25 protein-coding genes are annotated in these 26639 nt (G+C 64.3%); 20 read left to right on the top strand and 5 right to left on the bottom strand.

The window, feature by feature from the left end:
• Window positions 1–224 precede the first annotated feature (224 nt).
• The 3 genes from OLW90_RS06195 to OLW90_RS06185 all read left to right on the top strand — a co-directional run bounded on the left by OLW90_RS06195 (window position 225) and on the right by OLW90_RS06185 (window position 2309).
• Window positions 225–875 (top strand): hypothetical protein, encoded by a 651-nt coding sequence (locus OLW90_RS06195; protein ID WP_319649216.1) that lies wholly within the window; start codon window positions 225–227, stop codon window positions 873–875.
• 435 nt (window positions 876–1310) lie between these two features.
• Entirely contained in the window at window positions 1311–1736 is a 426-nt protein-coding gene (locus OLW90_RS06190; protein WP_319649215.1) for a hypothetical protein, read from the top strand.
• A gap of 33 nt (window positions 1737–1769) precedes the next feature.
• The gene (locus OLW90_RS06185; protein ID WP_319649214.1) at window positions 1770–2309 is read left to right on the top strand and encodes a hypothetical protein; all 540 of its coding nucleotides are present in this window, start codon (window positions 1770–1772) and stop codon (window positions 2307–2309) included.
• Here the strand turns inward: OLW90_RS06185 and OLW90_RS06180 are convergent.
• The 4 genes from OLW90_RS06180 to OLW90_RS06165 form a co-directional block, all read right to left on the bottom strand.
• A complete protein-coding gene (locus tag OLW90_RS06180) occupies window positions 2306–3703 on the bottom strand; it encodes an L-serine ammonia-lyase (RefSeq protein WP_319649213.1) in 1398 nt (465 codons plus the stop codon). The genes OLW90_RS06185 and OLW90_RS06180 overlap by 4 nt on opposite strands.
• Before the next feature lie 74 nt (window positions 3704–3777).
• Complete coding sequence (locus OLW90_RS06175; protein WP_319649211.1) at window positions 3778–4383, bottom strand: FMN reductase; 606 nt, start codon at window positions 4381–4383, stop codon at window positions 3778–3780.
• A 49-nt stretch (window positions 4384–4432) separates the two neighbouring features.
• Entirely contained in the window at window positions 4433–5581 is a 1149-nt protein-coding gene (locus tag OLW90_RS06170; protein ID WP_319649210.1) for a CE1758 family FMN-dependent luciferase-like monooxygenase, read from the bottom strand.
• 100 nt (window positions 5582–5681) lie between these two features.
• Entirely contained in the window at window positions 5682–6284 is a 603-nt protein-coding gene (locus OLW90_RS06165) for a TetR/AcrR family transcriptional regulator (protein ID WP_319649209.1), read from the bottom strand.
• Window positions 6285–6435: 151 nt separating this feature from the next.
• Here OLW90_RS06165 and OLW90_RS06160 point away from each other — a divergent pair, with 151 nt between their 5' ends.
• Window positions 6436–7311, top strand: a complete 876-nt coding sequence (locus tag OLW90_RS06160; RefSeq protein WP_319649208.1) for a hypothetical protein — start codon at window positions 6436–6438, stop codon at window positions 7309–7311.
• Window positions 7311–9407: a YhgE/Pip domain-containing protein gene (locus tag OLW90_RS06155; protein ID WP_319649207.1), complete on the top strand. Its 2097-nt coding sequence runs from the start codon at window positions 7311–7313 to the stop codon at window positions 9405–9407. The genes OLW90_RS06160 and OLW90_RS06155 overlap by 1 nt, the downstream gene beginning before the upstream one ends.
• 3 nt (window positions 9408–9410) lie before the next feature.
• Here the strand turns inward: OLW90_RS06155 and OLW90_RS06150 are convergent, their stop codons facing one another.
• Complete coding sequence (locus OLW90_RS06150; RefSeq protein WP_319649206.1) at window positions 9411–10295, bottom strand: neutral zinc metallopeptidase; 885 nt, start codon at window positions 10293–10295, stop codon at window positions 9411–9413.
• A gap of 145 nt (window positions 10296–10440) precedes the next feature.
• Here OLW90_RS06150 and aspS point away from each other — a divergent pair, with 145 nt between their 5' ends.
• The 15 genes from aspS (at window position 10441) to nusB (ending at window position 26623) form a co-directional block, all read left to right on the top strand.
• Complete coding sequence (gene aspS, locus OLW90_RS06145; RefSeq protein WP_319649205.1) at window positions 10441–12237, top strand: aspartate--tRNA ligase; 1797 nt, start codon at window positions 10441–10443, stop codon at window positions 12235–12237.
• Between the two features lie 31 nt (window positions 12238–12268).
• A complete protein-coding gene (locus tag OLW90_RS06140) occupies window positions 12269–13507 on the top strand; it encodes a phosphotransferase (protein ID WP_319649204.1) in 1239 nt (412 codons plus the stop codon).
• Between the two features lie 6 nt (window positions 13508–13513).
• Entirely contained in the window at window positions 13514–14878 is a 1365-nt protein-coding gene (locus tag OLW90_RS06135) for a replication-associated recombination protein A (RefSeq protein WP_319649203.1), read from the top strand.
• A gap of 75 nt (window positions 14879–14953) precedes the next feature.
• The gene (gene alaS / locus OLW90_RS06130; protein WP_319649202.1) at window positions 14954–17635 is read left to right on the top strand and encodes an alanine--tRNA ligase; all 2682 of its coding nucleotides are present in this window, start codon (window positions 14954–14956) and stop codon (window positions 17633–17635) included.
• A 199-nt stretch (window positions 17636–17834) separates the two neighbouring features.
• Window positions 17835–18353 carry a Holliday junction resolvase RuvX gene (ruvX, locus tag OLW90_RS06125; RefSeq protein ID WP_319649201.1) on the top strand — a complete coding sequence of 173 codons (519 nt, stop codon included), beginning with the start codon at window positions 17835–17837 and terminating at the stop codon, window positions 18351–18353.
• Window positions 18350–19540, top strand: a complete 1191-nt coding sequence (mltG, locus tag OLW90_RS06120; protein WP_319649200.1) for an endolytic transglycosylase MltG — start codon at window positions 18350–18352, stop codon at window positions 19538–19540. Before ruvX ends, mltG begins: the two co-directional genes overlap by 4 nt.
• Window positions 19537–20358 (top strand): shikimate dehydrogenase, encoded by an 822-nt coding sequence (locus OLW90_RS06115; RefSeq protein ID WP_319649199.1) that lies wholly within the window; start codon window positions 19537–19539, stop codon window positions 20356–20358. Before mltG ends, OLW90_RS06115 begins: the two co-directional genes overlap by 4 nt.
• Before the next feature lie 10 nt (window positions 20359–20368).
• The gene (locus OLW90_RS06110; RefSeq protein WP_319649198.1) at window positions 20369–20770 is read left to right on the top strand and encodes a prepilin peptidase; all 402 of its coding nucleotides are present in this window, start codon (window positions 20369–20371) and stop codon (window positions 20768–20770) included.
• A 13-nt stretch (window positions 20771–20783) separates the two neighbouring features.
• The gene (gene aroC / locus OLW90_RS06105; RefSeq protein ID WP_319649197.1) at window positions 20784–22016 is read left to right on the top strand and encodes a chorismate synthase; all 1233 of its coding nucleotides are present in this window, start codon (window positions 20784–20786) and stop codon (window positions 22014–22016) included.
• Complete coding sequence (locus OLW90_RS06100) at window positions 22013–22522, top strand: shikimate kinase (RefSeq protein ID WP_319649196.1); 510 nt, start codon at window positions 22013–22015, stop codon at window positions 22520–22522. The genes aroC and OLW90_RS06100 overlap by 4 nt, the downstream gene beginning before the upstream one ends.
• A gap of 19 nt (window positions 22523–22541) precedes the next feature.
• A complete protein-coding gene (gene aroB / locus OLW90_RS06095) occupies window positions 22542–23621 on the top strand; it encodes a 3-dehydroquinate synthase (protein ID WP_319649195.1) in 1080 nt (359 codons plus the stop codon).
• Entirely contained in the window at window positions 23618–24052 is a 435-nt protein-coding gene (aroQ, locus tag OLW90_RS06090; RefSeq protein ID WP_319649194.1) for a type II 3-dehydroquinate dehydratase, read from the top strand. The genes aroB and aroQ overlap by 4 nt, the downstream gene beginning before the upstream one ends.
• A gap of 252 nt (window positions 24053–24304) precedes the next feature.
• Complete coding sequence (locus OLW90_RS06085; RefSeq protein ID WP_319649193.1) at window positions 24305–25396, top strand: aminopeptidase P family protein; 1092 nt, start codon at window positions 24305–24307, stop codon at window positions 25394–25396.
• A 54-nt stretch (window positions 25397–25450) separates the two neighbouring features.
• Window positions 25451–26014: an elongation factor P gene (gene efp / locus OLW90_RS06080; protein ID WP_319649190.1), complete on the top strand. Its 564-nt coding sequence runs from the start codon at window positions 25451–25453 to the stop codon at window positions 26012–26014.
• Between the two features lie 9 nt (window positions 26015–26023).
• Entirely contained in the window at window positions 26024–26623 is a 600-nt protein-coding gene (gene nusB, locus OLW90_RS06075) for a transcription antitermination factor NusB (protein ID WP_319649189.1), read from the top strand.
• The last annotated feature ends 16 nt before the right edge of the window (window positions 26624–26639 follow it).

The raw sequence follows: 26639 nt of genomic DNA, 5'->3' as shown, positions 1-26639 counted from the left end.
GGTCGGTGGGTAACTGTGCCTGAAGAAGTTCTAATGGTTGATGCAGTGGGTCTGCAGCAGACCTATAGGCTCGTTGAACCAGTGACGATGCGTTCCTACATGACGATTTATAGGGTCAGGTATCGGCGCTACGAAACTTATACAGAAATACTGGAATGATGAATATGGAGAATGAGTATAAGTCAAAGATGCTGTTCTATGTAGTATCTTTACTATATTTTGTCATGTTTTCCCTTGGTGTGGTTGTTCCTATTATTGTAAATAAGGACAATGATTTGGTGTGGTATGTAATGTCGGCGCTCTCTTTTTTCACGTTCCTGGTTATGGCGCCAGCGATATGCCCCAAATTTCTGGGATGGACTTCGGTAGTAGAGGTATCGATTTTGGAAAATGGTGCTAAGTTTATTTCAATACATACGGTTTATATTTTCCTATCGGTACTGACGGCTTCATTTTTAAATTCTCTTGCGGTAGTTGAATTCAGCGCTGAACTGGGGATAGTTGAGTACTTTTTTATTACATGTTCTATATGTTGTTCGGTATGGTATTTTTGTAAAACCATTCCGTTTGGAGGTTGGAGAAGTATATTCCTAGTTGATAACTCTGGTGTAACTTTTCAACAAGGTTCGCGAACTTATAGTCTTGTTCCGGGAACTGGAGTGGTTGCGAGCGTTGGATTCTTGGGGGAAATTCTGGATTATTTTGCGTTGAGAGGCGAGTGGGAGGTGAGAAAAACTTCATCCATTAAAGAGGGGGTGGAGTGTAGAAAATATAAATCGATACATTTAGGTTCCCACATTATTGGAGGATTACATCGAAATGATTTGATTAGGCTGATGGAGTCAGCAGGAGCGCTAGAAAATTTACGGACTTAGTAATGGGATCTAGATATTATGAGGTTTATTCACAGGATCTCACCTTCCAGTGATGCAGTCTCTCCGTAGTCGTTTGACCAGGGTTAAGGTTGGTAGAGGTTTCACCTCTGCAACCCTGTGAATAAACCTCGGTGTATCTAGTTCCCAGTGAAGGTAATGATGAGGATAATTCAAGTATCTCTTGTGTGTGGATATTTCTTTGCCCCGGCTGTATTTACTGTTGCCTATCTTCGATATGGAAGGGAGGTGATATTTCTATCCCTACTTCCTTTCTTGTTGCTACTCCTTTCATTTGTACTTTTCTATGTTCCCCTTATGCTTCCTCGATTATTCGGTTGGATTATAGCTAAAGTCGTAAGATGGGAGCCGGGGGAAGAGCTCGTTGCTAAGTCTTATTCTGTTAGGGTGCTGGCTCTACTCCTACTATCTCTCGTAATGGGTATTGTGGAACTTTGTGTAAATACTTATATGGAAAGTGGAATCAACATTGGATTAGTTTTAGTGTTCCTTGCTTCACTTTCTTTTTGGGTTTGGGGCTTGTGGTCTTTATTAGCTGCGCCGGATTTTGGCATCACCTATTTCCATGTGAGGAAGGATTTGTTCTCTGTCCATACGTTTAATAGATATGAACTGGTACCAGGTACAGCAACTTTGAATAAGAATGAAGATGCTCTATTTATTAAAAGTTTCACCCTATCGGGGGAGTGGGAGATGGAAAAATCTCGAATTCTCTTTTTTAAAGAGCGTGACGTTGTTAGTAAGATTATAACTCAGCACATTAACGCGAATATGTGCGGCACTTTCGATTCTGAGGAGGTTGTTCGTTTGGTGGAGTCTGGAAATTTACTTTCCCCTAATTAGGTGTGGGTGTGGAAATTATTTAACCATATAGTAATGGAGAAACCTATGCAAATAGAAAACGTCCCGGTCGTGGGTATGACCGTAAACGGTCCAACGGATTGGACTACGCTTGCCATATTCGGGCTAACATTTCTACTTTTCGTTCCCCCGTGGCTGGCGTATGGAAACCCGTTGAAGCTATCTAAAGTGATCAGACGCATCATCCTTCTCTTAGGTATGCCCGCAGTGTTTGCGTTCGGTATATGGGTGTTGTCCCTTACGCCGGAGGATAATATTGACACCGTGGATCTCGGTGAATACCTGAATACGCTTGACACTCCCTACCGGCTTGAGAACGTGGAGGAGGAAACCGGCGGATCAGTGGTTGATCTTCCCTATAGCGGCCGCACAAAAACCTATGCTTTTACTTTCAATGCCTCTCCTAGGGGAGAGGAGGAGCAATGCAAAGGAACTGTTTGGTTTGAGCGGAAGAATCAGCGCAGCGATCGAACCAAAAATGTTTATGCCTCGGTGTGGGCTGCCTGTCCCAGTGATGGTGACCGGGGCCGGTGGATCTTACAGCACGCCCCCTAACACTCCGTAAAACTCACCGGCAGCCCCAGCGTCACGGCCAGCCCACCGGCGGCGGTTTCCTTGTACTTGGTGAGCATGTCGCGCCCCGTCTCTGCCATGGTGCTCACCACCTCGTCCAGGCTCACCCGGTGGGTGCCGTTGCCCAGTTTGGCCAGTCGGGCGGCGTTGATGGACTTCACGGCGCCGATGGCGTTGCGCTCAATGCAGGGGATCTGCACGAGCCCGCCCACGGGGTCGCAGGTGAGCCCGAGGTTGTGTTCCAGGCCGATCTCCGCCGCGCAGGTCACCTGCTGCGGGGTGCCGCCAAGCACGGCGCATAGCCCGGCGGCGGCCATGGCGGAGGCGGAGCCCACCTCGCCCTGGCAGCCCACCTCGGCCCCGGAGATGGAGGCGTTTTCCTTGATGATCGCCCCCACGGCCCCGGCGCTGAGTAGGAATTCCCGGGCCTTGGAGGCGGTGAAGTTATCGAGGAAGTCGCGGGCGTAGTGCATGACGGCGGGGATGATCCCGGCGGCCCCGTTGGTGGGGGCGGTGACCACGCGCCCCCCGGCGGCGTTTTCCTCGTTCACGGCCAGGGCGTAGAGGTTGGACCATTCCATCGCGCCGAAGCCGGCGGCGTTCTTTTCCTGCTCCTGGAGCAGGTGCTCGTACACCTCGGGGGCGCGGCGCACCACGGAGAGTCCGCCGGGGAGGATTCCTCGGGTGGAGATGCCGGCGGTGACGCATTGGCGCATGGTGCGCCACACGTGGTCGAGGTGATCATTGACCACGGCGATGTCCCCGTGCAGGGCCGCCTCGTTGGCGGCCATGACCTCCGCCACGCTCTTTCCGCTGGTCTGGCACTGGGTGAGCAGTTCCTCGGCGGTGTCAAAGGGGTAGGGCACGGGGGTCTCGGTGGCCTGGGTGGCCGCGCCGGAGCCGAGCCCGCCCTCGCTGTCGATCTGTTCGCGTAGTTCTGCGCCGGTGAGGATGAATCCGCCGCCCACGGAGTAGTAGTCCTGGGTGATGATTGGTTGCCCGGAGGCGTCCAGGGCGGTGAAGATCATGCCGTTGGGGTGGAGTTCCAGGGCCACGGGGTTGAAGTCGATCTCGTAGGGGTATTCGCCCGCGGGCCCGGTGGCGGTGCCCACCACGGCCACGGCCTCGCCGGGGGCGGGGGAGACGTCGGCGGGCACGGTCACGGGGTCGTATCCGGCGAGGCCGAGGATCACGGCGCGGTCGGTGCCGTGGCCGCGCCCGGTGGCGGCCAGCGAGCCGCGCAGTTCCACGCGGATGGTGGCGGGGGCGTCGTTAAGCCTTTCGGTGAACGCCAGGGCGGCGCGCATGGGGCCCACGGTGTGGGAGGAGGAGGGGCCAATGCCGATGCTGAAGAGATCGACAACGCTAATGGTCATGGAGAACCCTTCAAATCAGGTTGAGGTGAAAAAGATCCTCCACGACGTTACATGGTTATCTTCGCATGTGTGGCTTAGGCCCCATCGTGCTGGTGGAGTAGACCAAGGAAGGATTCCTCCTGTGTGGCCTGGGCGGGGGCGGATCCCGCCACGGCCTGGGCGAGTTCCCCGCCGGCCTTGTCAATGCGCTGGGTGAGCGCCCCGGATTGAGCACCTCCGAAGTCCTCCGTAGCGGCGAAGATTCCGGTGGGCATGATGGTGGCGCGCAGGTAACTCAGCAGCGGACGCAGGGAATAATCCAGGACGAGGGAGTGTCGGGGGGAACCGGCCGTGGCCGCGATCACGGTGGGTTTGCCCACGATGGCTTGGGTATCGAGGGCGTCGAAGAACATCTTGAACAGCCCGGAGTAACTCGCCTTGAACACGGGGGTGACCACGATGAGCCCATCGGCCCCGGTGGTGTGGTCGATGGCCTTTTGCAGCGCGGGGGTGAGCAGTCCGCCGCTGGTCATGGCGCTGGCGAGGTCGGAGGCGAGGTCGCGCAGTTCGATGGTGATGATCTCTACCTCGTGGCCCGCCTGCCCCAGTTGTTCGGAGGCGGCCTGGGCGATCTGCTCCGCTATCTGCCGGGTGGTCGAGGGGGTGGAGAGCCCGGCGGTAATGGCGGTGAGTGTGTACATGGTGTGCTATTCCTCCTCAGTGGCGTATTGCCGTGCCAGTGTAGGCGAGTTAGGCCTGGGTGCCCTTGTTTTCTTTCTCCTGTGCGGCCGCACCGGGGCTGACCTGGAAGTGCGGGTTGCTGCGGGTGGTATCCGCCAGCAGGCTGGTGTGGGTGGGCGGATCGGAGGGAACGTGCTCGGGGCGGCGTTCCTCCATGCGGCGGCGCACCTCCGGCACCACGTCTCGGCCCAGGCGCTCGATCTGATCCAGCACCACCTCCAGCGGCAGTCCGGCGTGATCCACCAGGAAGAGCTGGCGCTGATAATCGCCCACCCAGTCCGCAAACTGCATGGTGCGCTCAATCGCCTGCTCGGCGGTGCCCACGGTCAGGGGCGTCATCTCGCTGAACTCCTCCAGGGAGGGGCCGTGGCCGTACACGGGGGCGTTATCAAAGTAGGGGCGGAACTGCTTTTTTGCCTCGGCCTCGGAATCGGCCAGGAATACGTGCCCGCCCAGGCCCACGATGGCCTGATCGGCGCGGCCGTGCCCGAAGGCCTCGAAGCGGCGGCGGTACAGGTTCACCATGGAGGCGGTGTGTTCCTTGTTCCAGAAGATGTTGTTGTGGAAGAAGCCGTCGCCATAAAAGGCCGCCTGCTCCGCGATCTGCGGGGAGCGGATCGAGCCGTGCCACACAAAGGGCGGGACGTCGTCCAGCGGCCACGGGGTAGAGGTGTACCCGTGCAGCGGGGTGCGGAACTTGCCTTCCCAGTTCACGGTGCGCTCGCGCCACAGGCGGCGCAGCAGGTGGTAGTTTTCCACGGCCAGCGGGATACCCTGACGGATGTCCTTGCCAAACCACGGGTACACCGGCCCGCTATTGCCACGACCGAGCATGAGGTCATTGCGGCCGCCGGAGAGATGCTGAAGGAAGGCGTAATCCTCCGCGATCTTCACGGGGTCATTGGTGGTGATCAGCGTGGTGGAGGTGGAAAGCCGCAGCCGGGTGGTCTTGGCGGCGATGTAGGCCAGGTGCGTGGTGGGCGAGGAGGGTACGAAGGGCGGGTTGTGGTGCTCGCCGGTGGCAAATACGTCCAGGCCCACTTCCTCGGCCTTGAGGGCTATGGCAGTGATCGCCTCGATGCGCTCGGCCTCGCTGGGGGTGCGGCCGGTGGTGGGGTCTTGGGTGACGTCGCCCACGCTCATGATGCCAAACTGCATGATCTTCTCCTTAATAACTATTTCTGGAGCCGCCCTTGCGGCCTTTCTGTGACATATCAACAACTTTGAGCCTAACCTATTCCCGGGCGAAGGGGGCGCGCTAATCGACGCCGTGCCCCGGCGTATCCGGCGTACCCAGGGTGCGCTGATGGTCCAGATACGACTCCACCAACTGCGAGGTCACCTCGGGGTTGAGGCTGTGCACGCCGGGAACGGGCGGGCGGGTGAGCACGGTGAGTTGGGTGACGAACTCATGGGCGCGCAGCGCGGGGGAAACCAGGCCGTGCCGGGCGGCCGCGTCCAGGATCGCTTGCGTGTGCTGACGCACCAGGGTGCGATGCTTGGCACCCTCCGGGCCGAGGTCGCTCAGGGAGGCCGGGGCGAGAGCGGGCACGAGGGCTCCGGTGCCGAGGTCCACGAGGGAAAACACGAATCGACGCCACGTGTGCTCCGCGCGGGCGGGGTCGGCGGCAAGGTGGGTGAGGGTATCGAGTTCGATCGTCTCTACTACTTCTAGGAGATAGAGCGCGCAGGTGAGTTTGAGGGCCTCGCGGTCGGGAAAGTTGCGGTACACGGTGGCGATGCCCACCTGAGCGCGCTCGGCCACGCGCTCCATCGTGACCTCGGCGGGGTGATGGGTGCGGAAGAGGTCGCAGGCGGCGTCGATAATGCGTTGCCTGCGCTCGCGGGCGTCGATACGCACGGCGCGGGAACCTTCCTTTCCTGGGGCCCGTGGGGCTGGTGTGGCTGGTGGGGTACTGTGCGCGGCTTGACACCGTGCGTCCATGAATGAAGTATGAGGCGTTAGCAAGTGATAGTTTATCCTCCACTTGACTGTGAACAGAGGTATCACCATGAACGATGGGAGAAGGGCCCGGCACCGCTCGGCTTTTACCTTGGCGGCTAACCAGGTGCGCGTGCAGGCCGATCAGCCGGAACCCGGTTGGAGTTTTTCCGTGGGAACCGGGCTCACGTTGCTGCGCAATAGCCGCGAGAACTACCACACCGCGCTCAGCCTCACGCTGGCGGGCAGGCGACGCCCCAGCGCGGGCTCCGTCACCCTGGAACACCGGGGAAAAACGGTGCAGAAGCACACCGACCTCTTCCGCATGGTGGCCCTGGCGGGCGCGGCGGAGGTGGATTCCCTCGACCGCATCGTGCCCGTGCGCGCGGTGCTGCGCGAGCAGGTGAACTGGGCCAGCCCCTGGTGGAAGCGGGTGGGCAAGGACCTGCTCGATCACGACCTCGTGCGCCCCTGGTTGCAGCCCCTGGGGCTGGACATTGATCTGCGCACCAAGGTGGGGGAGATCGATCCCCACGATCGCTTCCGGCTGCGCGTGCTGCTGGCGCTCGTCTCGCGTGCCGACGCCGCCGTGCTCATCGTGGACGATATTGACCAGGTGCGAGATATGGAGTTGCGCGATGAGATCCTGACGGAACTGCGCGAACTCTCGCTGAGCCTGCCCGTGGTGGCCTCCACGGTGAACCCGGACTTCTCCGGCATCGCCACCCGGGTGATCGACCTGCGCACTATGGGGGAGGAGCACGAGGGCGGGGGGCGTCGCGCAGTCACGTCTACTGAGCCTACTGAGCTTACCGAGGCTACCGACGGTGACGCGGCTTCCTTGGCCGCGGGAACCTCCGGCGCGGTGCCCACCGCATCCGCAGCGCCCACGGCGCAGATTCCGGCCAACCAGGATCAGATCCCCACGCTTTCGGAGGAAAACTGATGTCTCTGTTCCATATTGGTTCCGAGTTCCGCCGCTTTGGGCACGGGCTCCTCCCGCGCCTGGCGATCCTCGTGGTCACCTGCCTGCCGCTGGTATTCGGCGGGCTATTTGTGTGGGCCTATTACGATCCGATCGGCCACATGAATAAACTCCCCGTGGCCCTGGTGAACTCCGATCAGGGTGCGCAGCGCGAGGGCACCACCCTCAACGCCGGGCAGCAGGTGGCGGAGAACATGCTCCAATCCGATGAGCTGGACTTTCACCTCGTCTCCGCCGAGGAGGCCAAAAAGGGAGTGGCGCAGGGAGACTATTACTTTGCGGTGGAACTGCCCACGGATTTCTCCCAGGCCGCCGTCAGCGTGAACTCGGAGCACCCCCACAGCGCCAAACTCAACGTGGCCCTGTACAACAACAACGGCTTCATTCCCACGATGGTGGGCAATCAGGCCACCCTCATCATGCTTCAAGCCATTGACGCGGAGTTGGGCAAGCAGATCAGCAACCAACTCCTGGTGGGCTTCAACACCATCGGGGAGAAGATGGGGCAGGCCGTGGACGGCTCCCAGCAATTGGCCGATGGCTCCACCTCCGCCCGCGATGGTTCCCAGCAACTCCTCGACGGCGCCGGGCAACTCACCGACGGCTCCCAGCAACTTACCGATGGCTCCGGCACCCTCACCGAGAAACTCGGGGAGGCCGATGCCGGTGCGCATAAACTCGCAGACGGCGCCGGGCAGCTTGACGACGGCCTCGCCCGCGCCAAGGATGGCTCCCAGCAACTAGCTGATGGGCTGAGCCAACTCAACGAGGGCACCGAGCGCCTGGCCGACGGCGCGGGGCAGGTCTCCGGCGGGGTGAATCAGGTGGTGGATAGCCTCAACGCCGTGGCCGGGGTGCAGCAGGACCTCGTGGGCCGCCTGGATAACGCCGCCGCCATGCTGCGCGAGGCCAACCTGCCGCCCACCAACGGTCTGGCCGCGGATGTGGAGGGCCTGGCCGCCAGCATTCGGGAGGCCGGGCTGGGCCCGGAAAAGATTGACCAATTGCTGCAACTCCAGGGCGGAGCCCAGCAGATCGCGGATCAACTGGGCAACCCCGTCTCCGAGTACCGCTCCGGCATGAACCGCGCCGCCAGCGCCTCCCGGGAACTCGCCGCCGGAATATCCCAACTCAAGGACGGCTCCGCGCAGTTGCGGGTGGGAGCGAACACGCTTGCCGACGGCACCAGCCAACTCGTGGAGGGCAGCCGACAACTCACCGTGGGGGCCACCGCCCTGCGTGACGGCCTGGTGACCCTCGATACCGGGGCGGGTGACCTCGCCAGCGGCCTGGGCCGCCTCGGAGACGGGGCCGGAGAACTCAGCCTGCGCCTGGGCCAGGGAGCCTCACAGGTGCCCACCTGGGAGGGGCAGCGCCTGAGCGACGCCGCCACCGCCGCCGGGCAGCCCGTGCAGCGGGAACTGGTGGATCAGGACGTGACCAAGTTCGGCGTGGGCCTGGCCCCCTTCTTCATGAGCATGGCGCTGTTCATGGGATCCTTTGCCATGTGGATGGTCATGCGCCCCCTGCAATTGCGGGCCGTGGATTCCGGCACCAGCCCGCTGCGCGCGGTGCTGGCCAGTTACCTGCCCGGTGTGATCGTGGGCGTATCCCAGGCCACCATCGTGTGGGCGGTGCTGGAGTTCCTCATCGGCCTGAACTCCGAGCACCCCCTGCTCATGCTGGGCTGCATGTGGGGCGTATCGGCGGTATTCGTGGCGGTGAGCCAGATGATCAATGCCGTGGTGGGGGCCACCGCCGGGCGCGTGTTCTGCATGATCTTCATGGCGGTGCAACTCACCTCCTCCGGCGGGCTCTACCCGGTGGAAACGCAGCCCGCGTTCTTTAGGTGGGTACACCCCGTGGACCCCATGACCTATAGCGTCAATCTCTTCCGCTATTCCATCCTGGGGGCGGAGCCCGGGGATCACCGCGCGATCACCGCCGTGGGCGTGCTGCTCTTTGTGGGCGTGCTCGCGCTGCTGATCTCCTCGATGGCGGCGCGGCAGCAGCGGGTGCTCAAGCACAAGGATCTGCACCCTGAGTTGCAGGTCTAGGTTTTATCCCTGGTAAACGCCGCGCTCTAGGGTGTCGCAGGAGGCCATCTTCCCGGTGTCATAGCCGCGGAGGAAGGCCTCCTTTCGCTCCTGGGAGGTGCCGTGGGTAAAGCCTTCGGGATTGACCTCGCCCCCGGAGCGGCGCTGGATATTATCGTCGCCCACGGCCCCGGCCGTCTCGATGGCCTGGTTGAGTTGTTCCTCGCTGAAGGCCTCCAGGCCGTGATTGTTATTGGCGTAGTGCGCCCACAGCCCGCCGTAGCAGTCCGCCTGAAGTTCGATCTTCACGGCGTTGGAGTCCGCGCCGGGATTGCGATAATCGCTCAGCCCCAGGGTTCCCTCCAGGTTCTGAATGTGGTGACCAAACTCGTGGGCCTCGATGTACATTTGCGCCAGCGGGCCGGCGGAGCCGCCCAGGGTGGCCAGTTGCTCGAAGAAGGAGACGTCTAGGTACACGGTCTCATCTCCGGGGCAGTAAAACGGCCCGGTGGCGGAACTGGCTGCCCCGCAGCCGGTGTTCACGGAGGATTGAAAGAGATTCAGGCCGGGCTGGGTATAGGCGAGCCCCGCCTGCTCCGGCAGGAGCGTCTCCCACACCTCGTCGAGCGTCTGTGCCGTGGCGATCATGCGGCAGTCGTCGTGAGCATTGGCGTCCTCGGCGGCGCCCTGGCAGTGCTCCAGGCTGTAGTTCCCGGAGTTGCGGTCGGTGGAAAGTCCACCGCCCTGGCTGAGCAGGCTGCCGAGATCGGAGGGGTTGCCGCCGAGGAAAAGATACAGCCCCACGATCACCAGGGTGCCCACGCCGCCTCCGGCGATGAGGCCCCCGCGCCCGCCGCCCGAGGAGGAGGCACGGCCGGTGTTATAGGAGGCGTCTTTGCGGAAAGTCATGCTGACTATGCTGCCACAGGCGGTGGCCTGAGCAGGAGGTGAGCGAGGCGCGCGCGGGGGCCTCGCGCCCGGAAAGGCCCCGGGGAGGTAAACTACGCGGTTGTACTATTTACCAGAAGTATCTAGGGGAAGGATCCGAGGCTCCGTGCTGCGTACTCACCTTGCGGGGGAACTCCGCAAAGAACATGCCGGTCAAACTATCACCCTCACGGGCTGGGTGGCCCGGCGGCGCGATCACGGTGGCGTGATCTTTATTGATCTGCGCGATCGCTCCGGCGTTGCCCAGGTGGTATTCCGCGATTCCGAGGTGGCCACCCGCGCGCACGACCTGCGCAGCGAGTACGTGGTCAAGGTCACCGGAGTGGTGGAGGCCCGCCCCGCAGGCTCGGAGAACCCCAACCTGCCCTCCGGCGAGATCGAGGTGAACGTCACCGCGCTGGAGGTGCTCAACGAGTCCGCCGCGTTGCCCTTCCAGATCGACGACCCCTCCGCTAGCGGCGAGGTGGGCGAGGAGACCCGCCTGCGCTACCGCTATCTGGACCTGCGCCGCAAGGAGCAGGGCGAGGCGCTGCGCCTGCGTTCCCGCGCTAACCGCGCCGCCCGCGCGGTGCTCGACGCGCACGAGTTCACCGAGATTGAAACCCCCACGCTCACCCGCTCCACCCCGGAGGGCGCGCGCGACTTCCTGGTTCCGGCGCGATTGAAGCCGGGCACGTTCTACGCCCTGCCGCAGTCCCCGCAGTTGTTCAAGCAGTTGCTCATGGTGGCGGGAATGGAGCGGTACTACCAGATCGCGCGCTGCTACCGCGATGAGGATTTCCGCGCGGACCGCCAGCCGGAGTTCACGCAGCTGGACGTGGAGATGAGTTTTGTGGACCAGGAGGACGTGATCTCCCTGGCCGAGGAAATTCTGGTGGAACTGTGGAAGCTCATTGGCTATGAGATCCCCACCCCCATTCCGCGCATGACCTATGCGGAGGCGATGGAGAAGTACGGCTCGGACAAGCCGGACCTGCGCTTTGATATTCAGATCACCGAGTGCACGGAGTTCTTCAAGGACACCACCTTCCGCGTATTCCAAAACGAGTACGTGGGTGCCGTGGTGATGTCCGGCGGGGCCTCCCAGCCGCGCCGCCAACTCGATGCCTGGCAGGAATGGGCCAAGCAGCGCGGGGCCAAGGGCCTGGCCTACATTCTGGTGGGCGAGGACGGCGAACTCTCTGGGCCGGTGGCCAAGAACATCACCGAGCAGGAGCGCGCGGGCATCGCCCAGCACGTGGGCGCGCAGCCAGGCGACTGCATTTTCTTTGCGGCAGGTGATACCAAGTCCTCCCGCGCCCTGCTGGGTGCCGCGCGCGGGGAGATCGCGGCCAAGTTGGGCCTGATCAAGGAGGGCGACTGGGCCTTTACCTGGGTGGTGGATGCTCCCTTGTTCGAGCCCGCTGCCGATGCCACCGCCTCCGGCGACGTGGCCCTGGGCAACTCCTCCTGGACGGCCGTGCACCACGCCTTTACCTCGCCCAAGCCGGAGTGGCTGGACACCTTTGATGAGAACCCCGGTGAGGCCACGGCCTACGCCTATGACATCGTGTGCAATGGCAACGAGATCGGCGGCGGCTCGATCCGTATCCACCGCCGCGACGTGCAGGAGCGCGTGTTCAAGGTGATGGGCATTGCGGAGGAGGAGGCCCGCGAGAAGTTTGGCTTCCTGCTGGACGCCTTTGCCTTTGGTGCCCCGCCGCACGGCGGCATCGCCTTTGGCTGGGATCGCATCGTCTCCCTGCTGGGTGGCTTTGATTCCATACGTGACGTCATTGCCTTCCCCAAGTCCGGCGGCGGCGTCGATCCGCTAACCGACGCCCCGGCGGCGATCACCGCGCAGCAGCGCAAGGAATCCGGCATTGACGCTAAGTCCGCGAAGAAGGCGGACAACCAGGGCTAACAGCCCGTGAGAGCACGAGGGATGTGGCGATTTGCTGCTCAGTAACCAGGAGATTCTGGATCGCGCCGAGGCCTTATTATCCAAGCGCTTTGGCGGAACCCAGCGCTGCGTGGATGCGGAGTTGCTCACCGGGGGCGGCAACGCCGTGGTGCACCGGGTGAAACTGAGCCCCAATCCTTTCCTTCAGGAGCGCTCGGCGGTGGTGAAGTACATTCCCGTCACCGATGACACCCTGGACGATGCTGCCCTGGTGCGCGAGGTGGTGGCCTATCAGTTCACCACCTCGCTGGGGGAGGACGTGCGCCCCGGGCCGGTGCTGCTGGCCTATGACATCGCGGAGCGGATCATCGTGATCACGGACTCCGGCGATGGGGATACCTTTGCGGACCTGCTCACCAGCGGGGACGAGGAGCGCCGGATCAACATTCTGCGTAACCTCGGTCAGGCCCTGGGCCTCATGCACGCCGCCACCGCCCAGCGGGAGCAGGACTTCCTCTCCCTGCGCTCGCGCATGGCGCGCTCGCACCCCCGCGCTGCGCAGATCAATCGCTACCGGGTGGCGGCCCAGGAATACGGTATCCGCCACGGTCTTGACCTGGTGCGCCAGGCGGGGATCGCCGTCCCGGACGCGGTGGAGCGGGTGGCGCGCGAGGCTATTCGCCGCCTGCGCGGAGGGCAGCGGGCCTTTACCACCTTTGATCTCTCCCCGGACAACATCATCGTGGCCGAGCGCACACACTTTTTGGATTACGAGTGGGCCGATTTCCGCGATACCGCCTTTGACCTCGCCAGCGTGGTGGCGGGCTTCCCGCAGTTCCTCTTCGCCCGCACCATCAGCGATGATGAGGCGGATGCCTTCATCGATGCCTGGGCCCGGGAGGTGGCCGACCTCTGGCCTGAGGTGCGCGATGAGAATGCCCTGCGCTCCCGCCTGGTTACCGCCCTGGTGGGGCTGGCGCTGGGGGAGGTCACCTCCATGCACCTGGGCACCTCGCATAACCTGGTGCACGCGGTGGCGGAGGCCGCCGGGGATTCCTCCATCGGCCTGGAGGAGGAACAGGTCTTGCCGGTGGAGCGGCTGCTGCGCCCGGCGCAGCAGGATGATTTTAGCGAGGAGGAGAAGATGATCCGCCGGGATCTCTACGAGACCTTTGACGCGCTGCACCGCTACGCCGCCCGCGATGGCGGGCCGGTGACGGACTTCGCCCGGGAGGTGGTTCTTCGCCTCGACGATGCCCCCGACCGGGCCGCCGGGACGTCGAAAGCCTAAGCACCAGTGGCACAGGAATCGCTTTTTGGGCCGGAGGAACCCGCCGCGGGCGCCGCCGTACACAATGCGGCCGATTACTTCGAGGTTTCCCCCTCCGCCCCGCTGGCGGCGCGGATGAGGCCGCGCAGCCTGGAGGAGATGGTGGGCCAGCAGCACGTGTTGGGGCCAGGCACCCCGCTGCGCCGCCTCATTCAGGGCTCCGGCGAGGCCTCGGTGATCCTCTACGGCCCGCCGGGCACGGGGAAAACCACCGTGGCCTCCCTGATCAGCGCGGCCACCGGCCAGAACTTCGTGGGGCTCTCCGCGCTCAGCGCGGGCGTGAAGCAAGTGCGCGAGGTGATTACGCAGGCCCGCCGGGATCTGGCGCGCGGCCAGCGCACCGTGCTCTTCATCGATGAGGTGCACCGCTTTTCCAAGACACAGCAGGACGCCCTGCTGGCGGCGGTGGAAAACCGCACGGTGCTTCTGGTGGCGGCCACCACGGAAAATCCCTCCTTTTCCGTGGTCGCTCCGCTGCTCTCGCGTTCCCTGCTACTGCAATTGCAGCCGCTCACGGAAGAGGACCTGCGGGTGCTCGTGCGCCGGGCGGTGGCGGACCCGCGCGGCCTGGACGGGCGGATCACGGTTTCCGAGGAAGCCGTGGATCATCTGGTGCGCCTGGCCGGGGGAGACGCCCGCCGCGTGCTCACCTACGTGGAGGCGGCGGCCGAGGCCGTGGCGGACGGCGAGGAACTCACGGCGGAGACGGTGCAGGCCAACGTGAACCGCGCGGTGGTGCGCTATGACCGCGATGGTGACCAGCACTATGACGTGATCAGTGCCTTCATCAAGTCCATTCGCGGCTCCGACGTAGACGCCGCCCTGCACTACCTGGCCCGCATGATCGAGGCGGGGGAGGATCCCCGCTTCATCGCCCGCAGGCTGATCATTCACGCCAGCGAGGACGTGGGTATGGCCGATCCGACGGCCCTCCCCACGGCGGTGGCGGCGGCCGAGGCCGTGCAAAAGATCGGCTTCCCGGAGGGGCGGATCGTGCTGGCCCAGGCCACCATTCACCTGGCCACCGCGCCCAAGTCCAACGCCGTGGTGCGGGCTATCGACGCCGCCCAGGCCGACATCCGCGCGGGCAGGATCGGGCACGTGCCCCCGCACCTGCGCGATGGGCACTACTCCGGGGCCAAGGACCTGGGCAACGCGGTGGGGTACCGATACCCCCACGATGACCCGCGCGGGGTGGTGCAGCAGCGCTATATCCCCGAGGAATTAGACGACGCGGTGTATTACCAGCCCACCGAGCACGGCGGGGAAAAGCGGATCAGCGATTACCTGGGGCGGCTGCGCCGCATGGTGCGGGGAACCAAGCGACGGTAGGGGGACGTGGCGGTGCCCCCTCTGAGGTAAAGTAACCACCCGTAGTAATGGACGAATAGTAAGGAAGAGACGCTCGTGCAGACTCATGAGATCCGGGAGAGGTTTACCCAGCACTTCGTGGCCGCCGGTCACACCGAGGTACCCAGCGCCTCGCTGATCCTGGACGATCCGAACCTGTTGTTCGTCAATGCCGGCATGGTGCCGTTCAAGCCCTACTTCCTGGGGCAGCAGAACCCGCCCTTTGCTCAGGGCACGGCCACCTCGATTCAAAAGTGCGTGCGCACCCTCGATATTGATGAGGTGGGCATTACCACCCGGCACAACACGTTCTTCCAGATGGCAGGCAACTTCTCCTTTGGCCAGTACTTCAAGGAGGGTGCCATCCGCCACGCCTGGACGCTGCTCACCGGCTCCGTGGAGGAGGGCGGCTACGGCCTGGACCCGGAGCGCCTGTGGGTGACCGTGTACCTCGATGATGACGAGGCCGCCGATATTTGGCACGAGAAGATGGGCGTGCCGCGCGAGCGGATTCAGCGCCTGGGCATGGAGGATAATTACTGGTCGATGGGTATTCCCGGCCCTTGCGGCCCCTCCTCGGAGATTTATTACGACCGTGGCCCGGAGCACGGCAAAGAGGGCGGACCCATCGCGGACGATAACCGCTACATGGAGATCTGGAACCTCGTGTTCATGGAGAATGAGCGCGGGGAGGGCACCGGCAAGGGCAACTTTGAGATCCTGGGCCCCCTGCCCAAGAAGAACATTGATACCGGCCTGGGCGTGGAGCGCGTGGCCTGCATCTTGCAGGGCGTGGATAACGTCTATGAGACGGATCTGCTGCGCCCGGTGATCGAGGCTGCGGAGAAGATCACCGGCACCGCCTACGAGGATCCCCAGAGCGATCGCGCCCAGGACATTCGCTTCCGCGTGATCGCGGATCACTCGCGCACCGCCATGATGATCATTCTGGACGGCGTGACCCCCTCCAACGAGGGGCGCGGCTATATCCTGCGCCGCCTGCTGCGCCGCATCGTGCGCTCGGCGCGCCTGCTGGGGGCCACGGGCACCACCATGGAGACCTTCATGAACACCATCATGGACACCATGACGCCCTCCTACCCGGAGATCGCGGAGAACCGCGAGCGCATTCTCAAGGTGGCCGTGGCCGAGGAGACGGCCTTCCTCAAGACGCTGGAATCCGGCACGCACCTCTTTGAGCAGACCGTGGAGACGCTCAAGAAGGACAAGGCCAGCACCGTCACCGGCGACCAGGCCTTTGTACTGCACGATACCTATGGCTTCCCCATCGACCTCACCCTGGAAATGGCCACCGAGGCCGGCCTGGAGGTGGACATGGCGGGCTTTGAAGCCGCGATGGCGCAGCAGAAGTCCCGCGCCAAGGCCGATAGCCAGGCCAAGAAGCACGGCCACGCGGATCTCTCCATGTACCGCGAGTTCGTGGACAACCATCCCACGGAGTTCGTGGGTTATTCCGCCCTGGAGGCCCCCGGTACCGTGCTGGGCCTGCTCAGCCAGGGCTCCCTGGTGGGGGAGGCCCGCGAGGGCCAAGAGGTGGAGGTCATCCTGGACTCCACCCCCATGTACGCGGAGTCCGGTGGCCAGATGGGCGATCGCGGTCAGATCAGTACCGGCGACGCCCTCCTGGACGTCCACGACGTGCAGAAGATCGGCAAGAAGCTCTGGGTACACAAGGCCACCGTGACCAAGGGCGGGCTCGACGTGGGTAGCGCCGTGACTACCTCCGTGGACGGCGCGTGGCGCCACGGTGCGCGCCAGGCGCACTCGGCCACGCACCTCATTCACGCCGCGCTGCGCCAGGTGCTCGGCCCCACGGCGGTACAGGCGGGTTCCTTGAACCGCCCCGGCTACCTGCGCTTTGACTTCAACTACACCGATCAGTTGACCCCGGAGCAGGTGCGCGAGATCGAGCGCATTGCCAACCAGGCCGTGGACGCCGATTGGCAGGTGAACACCACCGAAACCTCCCTGGAGCAGGCCAAGAAGATGGGGGCCATGGCCCTCTTTGGCGAGAACTACGGGGACGTGGTGCGCGTGGTGGAGATCGGCGGCCCGTTCTCCATGGAACTCTGCGGCGGCACCCACGTGGCTCATTCCTCCCAGATCGGCCCGATCTCCGTGCTGGGGGAGTCCTCCGTGGGCTCCGGGGCGCGGCGCATCGAGGCCTACTCCGGCATGGAGGCCTTCACCCACATGTCCAAGGAGACGGCCCTGGCCTCGGGCCTGGCCACCATGCTCAAGGCCCCCAGCGCCGATCTCCCGGAGCGCATTGCGCAACTCACGGCCAAGCTCAAGGAGACGGAAAAGACCGTGGAGCGCCTGCACCGGGCGCAGTTGGCGGCCCAGTCTGCGGAGTTTGCCGCTGCGGCAGCCACCATCAATGGCTTCCGCGTGGTCACCGCCCGCCTGCCCAAGAACACGGCGGCGGGAGATCTCCGCGTGCTGGCCACCGAGGCCCGTCAGCGCTTTGGCTCGGAGGATGCGGTGGTTATCCTCGCCGCGGAGAATGAGGAGAAGGGCAACGTGCCCTTCATCGTGGCCGCCACCAAGTCTGCGGTGGATCGCGGGATCAACTCCGGTGCGCTGGTGAAGCTCCTGGGGCAGTACGTGGCGGGTCGCGGCGGCGGCAAGGCGGATATGGCGCAGGGCTCCGGTGCTAAGGAAGAAGGCCTGGTAGAGGGCTTTGAGGCGGTTAAGCGGGAGCTGGAATCGCTGTAATCTTCCTCGCACCGCTCGCATAGTCGGGGGAATTACCGTATAAGTATATTGCGAAAAGGTCACGACCATTAGGTGTTCTGTGACCATTTCGTTACACTGTGTGTGATCTTGGTGCGCCGGAGTATCAGTATTGCCTGGTAGGTACGGTTTTTGCGGCCATTTTCTATTGTTATCCATCCCAGGAGGTATGTGGTCTTTCATGGCGGTCAGAGTGGACACCCCCGGTGCCAATGATCCGGGTGCCGGTCGGCGCGTGGGCATTGACGTGGGAACCGTCCGCATCGGCGTGGCCGTGAGCGACCGCGCCGCCATGCTGGCCACGCCGGTGGAGACCGTGCCCCGCGAGACGGGGCTGGGGGAATACGACCAGGGCGACATCGATCGTCTCATGGAGATCATCGAGTCCTACGAGGCCGTGGAGGTCATCGTGGGGCTACCCCGCGACCTCAAGGGGAATGGGTCAATCAGCGTCAAGCACGCTAAAGATATTGCGTTCCGTATCAGACGGCGGCTGCGTGAGGCCAAGAACAAGGTGCCCGTGCGCCTTGCCGATGAGCGCCTGACCACCGTCGCCGCCACCCAGGCCCTCCAGGCCTCGGGGGTCAGCGCCAAGAAAGGGCGAGCATTTATCGACCAGGCCGCAGCGGTGGAGATCCTGCAAACCTGGCTTGATGGCCGCGCTTACGCCATTGCCGACGACGAGGAGAAGTCTCAATGACCAAGAAACCGCGCCGCTCGCCCAAGGGGCGTCGGATGGACCCCAAGTACGTGAAGCGCCGTCAGCGCGGCGCTGCGGTGCTCGTGGCCGCCATCATCTTGATTGTTGGCGCCCTGGGCTGGATCGCCTTGAACGTGGTGGGAGCCGTGGGTGGCAACGATTACGAGGGCGAGGGCAACGGCGTGGTGCAACTGGTGCAGGTGCCGGAGGGTTCCTCCGTGTCCGAGCTGGGCGTGGAACTAGAGGAACGCGGCATCGTTAAGACGGACGCCGCCTACCAGAGCGCAGCCTTTAGCAACCCCAATGCGGGCAGCATTCAGCCGGGCTTCTACCGCCTCCAGGAGGAGATGAGCGCGGCCTCCGCCGTGGCGGCGCTGCTCAACCCCGCCAACAAGGTGGAGATGCTGGACGTGCAGGGCGGCTCCACCCTCATGGACGTCACGGTGGTGGCCGGTGATACCCGCAAGGGCATTTACACCATGATCTCCGAGGTATCCTGCGCGGAATCCGGGAATGGCAATTGCGTGACGGTGGAGCAACTTCAGCAGGTGGCGGCCAAGACCGCCCCGCAGGAACTGGGCGTGCCCGATTGGGCGGTGGCCTCGGTGCTGGAGCGTGGCGATGACCCCCGTCGTATCGAGGGCCTGATCCGCCCGGGCCAGTACGTGATTGACCCCGGGATGGATGCCAAGGCCATCCTGACGGACCTCATCACCCGCTCTGCGGATTACTACGAATCCACGAGCATCGAGCAGCGCGCCCAGGCCATCGGCCTGACCCCGTACGAGTTGCTTACCGCCGCTTCCTTGGTGGAGCGCGAGGCCCCGGCCGGGGACTTTGACAAGGTGGCGCGAGTGATCCTCAACCGCCTGCACGAGCCCATGCGCCTGGAGTTTGACTCCACGGTGAACTACGGCCTCTCCGAGCAGGAGGTGGCCACCACGGACGCCGACCGCGCCCGGGTCACCCCGTGGAATACCTACGCCAAGGACGGGCTCCCGGAGACGCCCATCGCGGCCCCCTCCGATGACGCCATCGAGGCAATGGAAAATCCGGCGGAGGGCAACTGGCTCTTCTTTGTCACCGTGGATCAACAGGGCACCACCGTGTTCAACGATGACTTCGATTCCCACCAGCGCTCCGTGGACGAGGCCCTGAACAGCGGAATCCTCGATAGCAACCGATGAGCACCCCTCGGCGCGCGGCGGTGCTTGGCAGCCCCATCGCCCACTCGCTCTCCCCGGTGCTGCACCAGGCGGGTTATGCGGCGGCGGACCTCGCGGATTGGGAATACCTCCGCCTGGAGTGCGGCGCGGAGGAACTGCCCGAGGTGGTGGGGCAGGCGGGCCCGGAGTACGCCGGATTCTCGGTGACCATGCCGGGGAAGTTTGCCGCCTTGGAATATGCCACCGAGGCCACGGAGCGCGCCCGCGCCATCGGCGCGGCCAACACCTTGGTGCGCGTGGACGGCGGCTGGCGCGCCGATAACACGGACGTGGAGGGAATCCTCGGGGCCCTGGGTGAATTGGGGGTGCGCTCACCCAAGCGAGCGCTGCTCGTGGGCTCCGGCGGCACGGCTCGGCCCGCGCTCTATGCCCTGGCACAGCGAGGCGTGCAGCGCGTGGACGTGCTCAACCGCAGCGATCGGCTTGCGGAACTGCGTCCCTTGACGGCGGGCACCTCCTGCGAAGTGGTGGGGCACGTGCTGGGCGATGAGTCGGTGAATATTGCCGATCTCGCGCGCGGCGCCGAGGTGATCGTCTCCACCGTGCCGAGCGCGGCTATTGCGGACTACGTGCAGGATTTGGCCCATAGCCGGGTGCTGGACGTGATCTACGATCCCTGGCCCACCGCCCTGTGCACCCAGGCGGCCGCCAATGGCTTCCGCACGGTGGGCGGACACGTCATGCTGGCGCACCAGGCCTATAGCCAATTTGAGCAGTTCACGGGGGTTAGTGCCCCCCGCACCGCCATGCGTCGCGCCCTGGAGGAGCACATCGGCTAGGCTGGCGACCATGTGGGGGTTTTCTATCGGGGTGGGATTATGGCTCGGCGCGCTCATCTGGTGGGACGCGCGCCAGGGGATATTACCCAATGTGCTGACGCTGCCGGGCGTCGCGGTGTCCTGGGCCTGGGCGCTGTTTTGTCACCAGCCGTGGTGGATCGGCGGCGGGGTGGCGTGGGCCGCGTTGTACCTCCTGGTGGGGTGGGTGGTGCGCGGCGTCGGCGGGGGAGATGTGAAGCTGGCGGCCAGCCTGGGCGTGCTGGTCTGCGCGGGAAGCGGGGTACCGGGGTGGTGCGTGGCGGTGGTGGGGGCGTCGATAGCCTCCCTGCTCCTGATGGCGGTGTTGCGACGCGGCAGGGTGCCGCACGGGCCGTCGATGGTTGTATCTGCGCTGTGTGGCGCGGCGATGTGAAAGAATGGTGAGCATGCTTCGTTGGACTACCTCTGGGGAATCACACGGCCAGGCGCTGATCGCGCTGGTGGAGCACATGCCGGCCGGTGTCCCGCTCACTCGTGAGGATATTGCTAGCCAGTTGGCGCGCCGCCGCCTCGGATACGGCCGGGGCGCGCGCATGAAGTTCGAGGCGGACGAGGTCACGATCTTGGGCGGTGTGCGCCACGGGCTGACGCTGGGCAGCCCGGTATCCGTGATGATCGGTAACACCGAGTGGCCCAAGTGGACTACCATCATGTCCGCCGACCCGGTGGATACCTCCGATCCCGAGGTTGCTGCGGCGATGAACTCCGGCCGCGGCGCTGCCCTGACGCGCCCGCGCCCCGGCCACGCGGATTTTTCAGGCATGGTCAAGTATGGGTTCGAGGAGGCTCGCCCGGTGCTGGAGCGCTCCTCCGCGCGGGAGACCGCCGCTCGCGTGGCCGCCGCCACCCTGGCGCGCAACTTCCTCCGCGAGGTGCTGGGCGTGGAGGTGATCTCCCACGTGATCTCCATCGGCGCCTCGCAGCCCTCCCAGGGGCAGCCGCAGCCGAGCGACCTGGAGGCTATCGACGCCTCCCCGGTGCGCGCCTGCGATGCGGAAGCGGAGGCCTCCATGATCGCGGAGATTGAGGCAGCCAAGAAGTCCGGCGATACCCTCGGCGGGATCGTGGAGGTGGTGGTGCACGGCCTGCCGATCGGCCTGGGTTCCCACGTCTCCGGGGACGATCGCCTCGATGCCCAACTGGCTTCCGCCCTGATGGGGATTCAATCCGTCAAGGGCGTGGAAGTGGGCGATGGCTTTGAGGAGGCGCGCCGCCGGGGCAGCGAGGCCCACGATGAGATGGTGCGCACCGAGGACGGCGTGGAACGCACCACCAACCGGGCCGGTGGCCTGGAGGGCGGCATGACCAATGGCCAGGTGCTGCGCCTGCGCGCCGCGATGAAGCCGATCTCCACCGTGCCGCGCGCCCTGCGCACGGTGGACATGGCCACCGGGGAGGCGGCCTCCGCTATTCATCAGCGCTCCGACGTGTGCGCTGTTCCCGCCGGGGCTGTGGTGGCCGAGGCGATGGTGGCCCTGGTGCTGGCGCGCGCGGTGTTGCACAAGTTCGGCGGCGATTCCCTCCCGGAGACGCGCCGTAACGCCCAGGAGTATCTGGCGGGCGTGCGGCGCAGGCTGGCCTTTGCAGGCGATGATGCTACCGAGGGGGAGGTTCGATGAGCCCCGCAGTGATCCTGGTGGGCCCCCCGGGTGCGGGGAAGTCCACGGTGGCCCGCCGCCTGGGTAACGCCCTGAACCTGCCGGTGCTGGATACCGATGAACTCATCGCGCAGGAATGTGGCAAGCCCTGCGGCGAGGCCTTTGTGGACCTGGGGGAGCCCGCTTTCCGCGAGGTGGAGGCCCGGCACGTGGCCCGGGCTCTCGATCACGGCGGCGTGGTGAGCCTGGGCGGCGGGGCGGTGACCCACCCCGAGAGCCGCGAGGCCCTGCGGGAACACGTGGTGGTGTGGGTGGACGTGAGTGCGGAGGAGGGGGTGCGGCGCACCCTCGCGGAGGGTACCCGCCCGGTATTGGAGGCCGAGGACCCCGCCGAGCGCTATCGCAACCTCCTAGAGCAGCGCGAGCCGTGGTACCAGGAGGTGTCCACCCACCGGGTGCGCACCGATGGTCGTACCCCCGCCCAGGTGGTGTCCCGAATCCTGGCGATTCTTGATGTAGAGCAATAAGGCGATCGGAGAGAAAACCATGCCCAGCATTGAGGTACGAGGCCCCCAGCCCTATACCGTGACCATCGGCTCCGGGTTGGGGCGGCGGGTGAGCGACGAGGTTCGTGGCCGCGCCGCGATTATTCACCAACCAGTCATGCGCCCGGCGGCGGAAGAACTGGCTAAGGTGTGCGGGCCGGAGAGCATCCTTATCGAGGTGCCGGACGCGGAGGCCGGTAAGAGCCTGGACACCCTGGGCATGATCTGGGATCGCCTGGGAGAGGCCGGATGGACGCGCCGCGACACCGTGGTGGGCCTGGGCGGCGGGGCCGTCACGGACGTGGCGGGCTTTGCGGCGGCCACATGGATGCGGGGTATTTGCGTGGTGCAGGTGCCCACCACGCTGCTGGCGATGGTGGACGCCGCCGTGGGCGGAAAGACGGGCATCAATACCGCCCTGGGTAAGAACCTGGTGGGGGCCTTCCACGAGCCCACAGCGGTGCTCATCGACCTCGATTACCTGCGTACCCTCCCCAAGGAGGAGATCGTGGCGGGCTCCGCGGAAATCATCAAGACGGGGTTCATCGCGGATCCGGTGATCCTGGAACGCTATGAATCCGATCCCGCCGCGGCCCTGGACCCCGAGGGCCTCCTGCCGGAACTCATCGAGCGCTCCGTGCGGGTGAAGGCCCAGGTGGTGGGGGAGGATTTGAAGGAGTCCGGCCTGCGGGAAATCCTCAACTACGGCCATACCTTTGGTCATGCGGTGGAATTGCGCGAGGATTACCGCTGGCGGCACGGCGCGGCGGTGTCCGTGGGCATGATGTTCGTGGCGCACCTCGCCCATTCTCGCGGCCTGATCAGCGCCTCCCTGGTGCGCAGGCACCGCGATATTCTTCAGTCCGTGGGGTTGCCCACCACCTATGAGCAGGGGCATTTTGCGGCCCTGCACTCCGCAATGACCAAGGATAAGAAGAACCGCGAGGGCACCATACGGTTTGTGGTTCTCCACGGGGAGCCGGGGGACGTGACTCGCCTGGAGGGCCCCAGCGAGGAAGAACTTCGGGCGGCCTATCGGGCGCTCGGCGGTGACGACCGCTTCGAGGAGACCACGGCATGACCAAGATTCTGGTGCTCAACGGCCCCAACCTCAACCGCCTGGGTAAGCGCCAGCCGCACATCTACGGCTCCACCACGCTGGCGCAGGTGGAGGAGATGATCGCGGCGGAGGCCCACGGGCTGGGCCTTGAGGTGGAATGCCGCCAATCCAACGCGGAGCACGTGCTCATCGAGTGGGTACACGAGGCCGCCGACGAGGGCTGGGCCGTGATCATCAACCCAGGAGGCTTGACGCATACCTCGGTGGCGCTACGCGACGCCCTCGCGGAGGTCACCGACGGCCCCGGCTTCATAGAGGTGCACATCTCCAATGTGCATGCGCGCGAGGAGTTCCGGCACCACAGTTATCTCTCTCCCATCGCGCTCGCGGTGATCGCGGGCCTGGGGGTGGAGGGATACCGAGCGGCCCTGGGGTACTTTGCCCGGCGCTAACGTGCGCTAACCTGCGCTAGCTCTGTATCAGCTCCGCCCCGCGCTGATGCGGTGATAAGGCGCACGCTGGTGGCGCCCCGACGCCCCGGCGGTGCGGAGCCTCGGGGGCGGGGGTGGCTGCCGGGGGCAGGTGGTGCGCGCAACGCCACAAAATCACTGAGGCCAGCGGTGGGAAAGCCTAGACTAAGCGTTGAGGATCACCGACAACGATCATTTACCCGGAGAATCCAAGGTTCATACAAGGAGGACACGATGGCCTTAGCCGATACCCGTTATTCCCAGCGTCGCCGCACCCTTTCGGCGCGCCTGGCGGGGCAGCGCATTGACATGATGCTGGTGACCAACCTCATTCACGTGCAGTATCTTTCCGGTTTCACCGGGTCCAATGCCGCGCTCATGCTTTCCAAGGACCTCAACCCACAGATTTCCACGGACGGGCGCTACACCACGCAGGTGGCCGAGGAGGTGCCCGATATTGAGGCGCTCATCGCGCGCCCCTGCGCCGAGGCCCTGCTTTCCCGCGTGGAGGGGCCGCGCCGCGTGGGGATCGAGGCCGATGAGATAAGCGTGGCGCAGTGGGAGGCCCTGAAAAAGGCCGCCGGGGAGGATGTCACCCTGGTACCCGTGCGTGGTGTGGTGGAGGAACTACGCCTGATTAAGGATCACCGCGAGTTGGAGAGCCTGCGGGAGGTGGCGGAACTGGCCTCCCAGGCGTACCGCGATCTGCTTGCGGCCGGGGAGTTGGCGGTGGGGCGCTCGGAGCGCGATATTGCCGCCGATCTGGAATATCGGATGCGCAAGGCGGGAGCGGAGCGCACGAGCTTTGACACCATCATTGCCTCCGGGCCCAATTCCGCCAAGCCTCATCACGGGGCCGGGGATCGCCTGCTGCAATCGGGCGATCTGGTGACCCTGGACTTTGGTGCCTTCCTGGGGGGCTTTAACTCCGATATGACCCGCACCGTGGTGATGGGCAAGGCCGATGAGTTTTCCACGGAGATCTACGAGGTGGTCAAGCGGGCGCAGGCCGCCGGTGTGGAGGCCGCCACGGTGGGCACGGCGCTTGCCGACGTCGATCGCGCCACCAGGGAGATCATCGAGGAGGCCGGGTACGGGGAGTATTACGTTCACTCCACCGGGCACGGCGTGGGCCTTGAGGTCCACGAGGGGCCCTATGCCTCCTCGGCGGGGGAGGGAGAACTGCGCGAGGGCATGACGCTGACCATCGAGCCGGGTATCTACGTTCCGGGCCGGGGCGGGGTGCGCATCGAGGATACGCTCATCATCACGCCGGGTGCCCCGGAAGTGATCACCAGGGTGAGCAAGGACCTGACGGTGTTGTAGACTGGCACAGTTAGATACCGGATCACACCAGATCACACGAGGGAGAACCGCTAAGTGGCAACCACCGCTGATTTCAAGAACGGTCTTGTGCTCAAGATCGACGGCAAGCTGCAACAGATCATTGAGTTCCAGCACGTGAAGCCGGGTAAGGGCCCGGCCTTTGTGCGCACCAAGCTCAAGGACGTTGTCTCCGGCAAGACGGTGGATAAGACCTGGAACGCCGGCGTCAAGGTGGAGACCGCCAACGTGGATCGCCGCGATATGACGTACCTGTACCACGATGGCACCAACTACGTGGTCATGGACGATAAGACCTTTGACCAGGTGGAACTGGACGCGGAGAAGTTTGGTGACGCCGCTCGCTTCCTGCTGGAGAACATGCGCGTGCAGGTGTCCTTCCACGACGAGGAGCCGCTCTTTGCCGAGCTGCCCGTGTCCGTGGACCTCAAGGTGGAGCACACCGATCCCGGTTTGCAGGGCGATCGCTCCACCGGCGGCACCAAGCCCGCCACCCTGGAGACCGGCGCGGAGATCCAGGTGCCGCTGTTCATCGAGACGGGCAACGTGCTCAAGGTGGATACCCGCTCTGGCGAGTACCTTTCCCGCGTGAACAACTAAGTGGCCACCGTGACCAAACGCCAGGAAAAGTGGCGCCGTCACGGCGCTCGCTATAAGGCCCGCCGCCGCGCGGTGGACGTCCTCTTTGAGGCGGAGGCCCGCGATATTGATCCCATGCGCATCGTGGAGGATCGCACGGAGTTGGCGCGGGTGCCGGAGAATCAGGTGGCTCCCATCGCTCAGTACACCAGGCAGATCGTGCTGGGTGCGGCGGAGGAACTAGACGCGCTAGACAGCGTGATTGTGCGCTTCCTCAGCGATCAATGGGAACTAGGTCGCCTGCCTGCGGTGGATCGCGCCATCTTGCGCATGTCGGTGTGGGAGTTAATCTTCAACCCGGACGTCCCCACGGCCACCGCCGTGGTGGAGGGCGTGGAGATCGCCAGCGAATATTCCGGCGAGCAGGGCGCGCCGTATATCCACGCCGTGCTGGATGACGTAGCCGAGAACCTCGATGAGGTCCGGGCCTCGGTCCGCGATGATGCTGCGGCTGACACCGCCGCCGAAACGGCCGAGGACCCCGACGCAACCCCGGAGCCTCCCACCGAGGATGTCGAGACCATCGGGGGCACCGAGGGCACCGCGAACGGAGCCCAGGAGGCCGAGTAGGCGGGAAGCAGGCGGA

Source organism: Corynebacterium sp. 21KM1197 (genome assembly GCF_033783015.1).
In the GTDB taxonomy this organism is placed as follows: domain Bacteria; phylum Actinomycetota; class Actinomycetes; order Mycobacteriales; family Mycobacteriaceae; genus Corynebacterium.
The sequence above is the reverse complement of the archived record's forward strand: the minus strand, read 5'-3'. Positions and strand labels throughout refer to the sequence as shown.

Bases quoted from the DNA above. Each gene is read 5' to 3' on its own strand.
- OLW90_RS06195 (WP_319649216.1), top strand. From the start codon at position 225: ATGTTTTCCCTTGGTGTGGTTGTTCCTATTATTGTAAATAAGGACAAT.
- mltG (WP_319649200.1), top strand. From the start codon at position 18,350: ATGACCAAGAAACCGCGCCGCTCGCCCAAGGGGCGTCGGATGGACCCC.
- OLW90_RS06110 (WP_319649198.1), top strand. From the start codon at position 20,369: ATGTGGGGGTTTTCTATCGGGGTGGGATTATGGCTCGGCGCGCTCATC.
- OLW90_RS06085 (WP_319649193.1), top strand. From the start codon at position 24,305: ATGGCCTTAGCCGATACCCGTTATTCCCAGCGTCGCCGCACCCTTTCG.
- aroQ (WP_319649194.1), top strand. From the start codon at position 23,618: ATGACCAAGATTCTGGTGCTCAACGGCCCCAACCTCAACCGCCTGGGT.
- OLW90_RS06175 (WP_319649211.1), bottom strand. From the start codon at position 4,383: ATGTACACACTCACCGCCATTACCGCCGGGCTCTCCACCCCCTCGACC.
- OLW90_RS06150 (WP_319649206.1), bottom strand. From the start codon at position 10,295: ATGACTTTCCGCAAAGACGCCTCCTATAACACCGGCCGTGCCTCCTCC.
- OLW90_RS06185 (WP_319649214.1), top strand. From the start codon at position 1,770: ATGGAGAAACCTATGCAAATAGAAAACGTCCCGGTCGTGGGTATGACC.
- ruvX (WP_319649201.1), top strand. From the start codon at position 17,835: ATGGCGGTCAGAGTGGACACCCCCGGTGCCAATGATCCGGGTGCCGGT.
- OLW90_RS06115 (WP_319649199.1), top strand. From the start codon at position 19,537: ATGAGCACCCCTCGGCGCGCGGCGGTGCTTGGCAGCCCCATCGCCCAC.
- aroB (WP_319649195.1), top strand. From the start codon at position 22,542: ATGCCCAGCATTGAGGTACGAGGCCCCCAGCCCTATACCGTGACCATC.
- OLW90_RS06180 (WP_319649213.1), bottom strand. From the start codon at position 3,703: ATGACCATTAGCGTTGTCGATCTCTTCAGCATCGGCATTGGCCCCTCC.
- OLW90_RS06160 (WP_319649208.1), top strand. From the start codon at position 6,436: ATGAACGATGGGAGAAGGGCCCGGCACCGCTCGGCTTTTACCTTGGCG.
- aroC (WP_319649197.1), top strand. From the start codon at position 20,784: ATGCTTCGTTGGACTACCTCTGGGGAATCACACGGCCAGGCGCTGATC.
- OLW90_RS06190 (WP_319649215.1), top strand. From the start codon at position 1,311: ATGGGTATTGTGGAACTTTGTGTAAATACTTATATGGAAAGTGGAATC.
- OLW90_RS06170 (WP_319649210.1), bottom strand. From the start codon at position 5,581: ATGCAGTTTGGCATCATGAGCGTGGGCGACGTCACCCAAGACCCCACC.
- OLW90_RS06155 (WP_319649207.1), top strand. From the start codon at position 7,311: ATGTCTCTGTTCCATATTGGTTCCGAGTTCCGCCGCTTTGGGCACGGG.
- OLW90_RS06100 (WP_319649196.1), top strand. From the start codon at position 22,013: ATGAGCCCCGCAGTGATCCTGGTGGGCCCCCCGGGTGCGGGGAAGTCC.